This window comes from Sphingobacterium sp. SGL-16 (assembly GCF_011043515.1).
GTDB lineage: Bacteria > Bacteroidota > Bacteroidia > Sphingobacteriales > Sphingobacteriaceae > Sphingobacterium > Sphingobacterium litopenaei.
The window spans coordinates 1-3,999 of record NZ_JAAKGQ010000090.1 but is presented as its reverse complement, the minus strand read 5'-3'; the positions used below and the strand labels follow the sequence as shown (position 1 = coordinate 3,999).

Sequence of the window (3,999 nt, the reverse complement as noted above, 5' to 3'; positions counted from 1 at the left end):
CTCGGTAAGTTTTGATAAATGTAGCGCTTTGGGAAGCCAACATTAACCTACCTATCTGGACACTTTTTACAACGCTTTCCCTTCTTATATTTTTTACAGCATTTCTTTAGGGCACAGCATGAAAAATCAGCAAAGGGATTAAATCCTTTTGCTGATTCTTTTATATCTAAAATAAGATTATTGTCTTGATTCAACTCACTTTGCATGCTCATACTACAAAGATAGCTATTTAGAATGAGTTTAAATTAAAATAATTCTAGTTTTTCTCTAACTTCTTGCGAGATTAGTTCTGTAGCAGAGTTGATTACTGCAGGCTCATCGGTATTATTAATAATAACTTTGTCCGTAGTCTCTCTGTATGGTAGGAGATAAGTATTATACGATGGTACAACATGGTTTACCCATTTGTACATCACATCGTCATGATCGTACCCACGCTCCAATAAATCTCTTTTCAAACGACGTTCTAAAGCAACATCCTCATTGGCATCCAAGAAAATCTTATAATCCAACAAATCGTTTACTTCTGTATAGTGAAAGATAAATAAACCTTCAACAATCAAAATCGGAGCAGGCTTGATTTCAAGCATTTGCGGTTTAATATTAGGATTATTAAACGTGTACTCTTCTTTGAAAATCGTTTTGCCGTCAAATAAATCTTTGATGTCTTTGTAAAATGCGTCACGATCTATTGCTGTTGGCAAATCAAAATTATACAGTCTGTTTTCCTCTTGCGTTTTTGTGTTTGCAGGGATATAATAATCATCCTGCGAGATTAACGTAATATCCGATTCCGCAAAATGATTTAAAAAACTTTTAAGAAAAAATGTCTTACCAGATCCACTACTTCCAGCTATACCAATTACGTATGGTTTGTCCATTTGATGTATTTAATGAATAATTCTTAATTCAAGGGTACACCATAAGTGATTTCGACTTGAAATCTTTTATCCAAGATCCCAATCGATGATGCTACAGATTTTGATAGAATAACTATTGCCCCTTGTGTGTCATGATTGTCGTTAAATTTTCCGACAACTTTTGCAAAGGTAACACTTCTATTCATAGGATTTGTAATTTTTAATATAGTTCCTATCGGAGCTGACTTATGAAGTGCCAAACTGGTATGATCATCGCTTTCCAAATCATTTAACCATACGCCTACACCTTTCTCTTTTGTCTCACGGATGCCGTATCGATTAGGTTTGAATGCCGAATCATCAATAGGGTTGTTTTCTTCTATTTCGTCTTGTATAGGTTGTATTTCTACCACTTCCGGAACTTCAACAGGTAAAGCGTGATTCGGAATTTTTAAGATTTGACCTTCTCGAAGACTGTCTGATGTCAAATTATTCATGCGTTTGATATCAGGAACAGAAATTCCAAAGCGTCTTGAAATAGCAAATAAAGTTTCACTTTTCCCTACCTTATACTCTGTAATATCATTTGGATTGATTAATACAGGCGCGTTATTTTTATTAGTAGGTGTTGTATTATTAGAGCTTGATGTCGGAAGAATAGGACGAGTTTCTACGGCTGCACCCCGAGGTACGCGTACCAAATCTCCTATACGTAAACTCTTCTTATTGTTGGCTTCCATAATCTCATTAACCGGAACACCATAGATACGGCTTAGTTGGTAATAAGTTTCTTTTGCGGCTAATTTGTGAATTACATATCTTTTACCATTGATGTTTTCTGTTCCAACAGAATCCAAACGAATTTCTAAAGTTGTATTTACCGTCAAATCCATAGATTTCGCATTTCCCAATGCTGGTATCGATAATCCCAAAACAAATAAAAAGGTTAATTTATGATACGTTTTAATAGTCTTTCTCTGATTCATATCTTACAATTATACTAAATACGAGGAAATTTTCATTTTATTACTTGATAAAAAGAAAATATGCTCTTTGACTATAAAATAAGGTTGAGGGATTAATTTATCCAGATCTTCAAGTATTATTTTACTGTCATATAATTCATGTCTAGAGGATAATGAAAGGTTAAGATTGTATTTGTCGGCTATTTGTGTGTGGTAAGACCACAAAAATAAATCACGATAAGGCTGAAGCCAAATCTGATCAATAATAGTTAGATTCTTGATAAAGGAAGGTAAAGTGCCTTGATAAGGCAATGGATAATGTATTTCGCGTAACGGAAATTCATTATTCAAATTTTTTTGGTTTGATATTTCTCCTGTAGCTATGTCAATGTAAAAAATTAGTCCAGCAGGGATCGATCTATGGAAGGCATGGATGGTATTTTGGTACACATCTTTGATCACATATTCCATAAACGTATACAAAGAGCTTTTTGACGGAATATGAATGACTTGAATACCTGCCTGAATAGGCGAATAATCTCCGTACCGTTTCAGAATCAAATAATCACCTTGAATATCTTCCAACGTCCACTCTCTGGCATCTACTTCAAATTCTTCTAAACGAACACTGCCATCAAAATTCAATACAGTAAAATGTGGAAGCGTGCTATCAGGATTACGGCTTTCTATAGCTAATTGAGCATGGGCGCAGTCGACTTCAATCTTCCATATTGGGTAGGGAAAATTTCTTTCAAATGCTTTATTTATCGTATATTTAATCATACCAATGCTCGGAAAATATGCTACACAAATTTACTAAAACTATTCTTTTATTTGCGTTTTTAATTCTAGGTTTCGTGTCGCACGCACAATCTGTTTTCAAAACAGAACTAAAAGAAGATGTGGGACCTAATGCTTGGCGAATTATCAAAAAATCTCATGAACAAGCACTTAGCGAGCAAGCTGATTACTTTTTGATCGAAATGAATACGTTTGGTGGCGCAGTGAATTTTGCCGATTCCATTCGGACATTGTTGCTTAATTCAAAGCTTAAGACTATAGTTTATATCAATAATAATGCTGCTTCCGCAGGTACATTAATATCCTTAGCCTCCGATTATATCTATATGCAATCTGGTTCATCGATGGGTGCAGCCAGTGTTGTCAATCCACAAGGGGAGGTGATGCCTGAAAAATACCAGTCATATATGCGAGGCTTGATGCGTGCTACAGCCGAGGCTAAAGGTAGGGATCCAAAAATAGCAGAAGCTTTTGTCGATCCATCAATATCCTTACCTGAATGGAAAGAAGATGGACAGGTAATAACTTTCACCGCTTCCGAAGCTGTGAAAGCTAATATGGCTAATGCGGAAGTGAAAAATGAGCAACAGGTATACCAGCAACTTGCTTTGACAGCACCTAAAGTATCGGCGTATCAAAAAACTGTAGTAGATCACATTATTGGTTTTTTAGTGAATCCTCTGGTAAGCGGTATCTTGATTATGGGAATTTTTGCAGGAATATACTTTGAGCTCCAAACTCCAGGAATTGGAATGGCTTTGGTCGTTGCAGTGATTTGTTCAGCGCTTTTCTTTGCACCTTTGTATTTGCAAGGATTAGCGGATAATTGGGAGATTGCTATTTTTGTTTTAGGAGTAATACTGCTGGCTTTAGAGGTTTTTGTTATACCAGGTTTTGGTGTGGCAGGTATTTTAGGAATTATTTTAGTACTTTGTGGTTTAGCATTTTCCATGTTGGCAAATGATTTTTTGGATTTTAAAATTACTCAACCAGGTCTCTTAATGAATTCATTTATAATTGTCATTGGTTCCATGATATTGTCGGTAGTGTTGATGGTCATTTTTGGTAAAAATTTGATGCAATCTTCGGCTTTCAAAAGATTAGTATTACAAGATGAGCAGCGTGCTGAAACTGGCTATACCTCTTCTGTTCCCAAAGTAAGTCTCCTGAATAAGAATGGTACTGCGCGTACAGTATTGCGTCCTTCAGGCAAAATTGAAATAGAAGGCGTGTGGTATGATGCTGTCGCTTTAGATGGTTTTATTGATGCAGGTGAAGAAGTTTATGTAGAGAAGCATGAAAACTATAATTTGTTTGTACGAAAGTTGGCAGATAAGCCAATTTCTTCATAAAATAAGTAAGGGCTTGAAATT

The 3,999-nt window shown here is 35.6% G+C and carries 4 protein-coding genes; 1 reads left to right on the top strand and 3 read right to left on the bottom strand.

Features of this window, described 5'->3' with window-relative positions; translation table 11 throughout:
* Positions 1 to 245: 245 nt before the first annotated feature.
* Genes G5B32_RS16690 through G5B32_RS16680 form a run of 3 tightly spaced genes read right to left on the bottom strand, consistent with a single transcriptional unit; the run spans position 246 to position 2,608 of the window.
* Entirely contained in the window at positions 246 to 881 is a 636-nt protein-coding gene (locus tag G5B32_RS16690; RefSeq protein ID WP_165292629.1) for a uridine kinase, read from the bottom strand.
* Positions 882 to 904: 23 nt separating this feature from the next.
* Positions 905 to 1,846 (bottom strand): LysM peptidoglycan-binding domain-containing protein, encoded by a 942-nt coding sequence (locus G5B32_RS16685; protein WP_165292628.1) that lies wholly within the window; start codon positions 1,844 to 1,846, stop codon positions 905 to 907.
* A 9-nt stretch (positions 1,847 to 1,855) separates the two neighbouring features.
* On the bottom strand, positions 1,856 to 2,608 hold the full coding sequence (locus G5B32_RS16680; RefSeq protein WP_165292627.1) for a hypothetical protein: 753 nt from the start codon (positions 2,606 to 2,608) through the stop codon (positions 1,856 to 1,858).
* A gap of 17 nt (positions 2,609 to 2,625) precedes the next feature.
* Here G5B32_RS16680 and G5B32_RS16675 point away from each other — a divergent pair, with 17 nt between their 5' ends.
* On the top strand, positions 2,626 to 3,978 hold the full coding sequence (locus tag G5B32_RS16675; protein ID WP_165292626.1) for an NfeD family protein: 1,353 nt from the start codon (positions 2,626 to 2,628) through the stop codon (positions 3,976 to 3,978).
* Positions 3,979 to 3,999 lie beyond the last annotated feature (21 nt).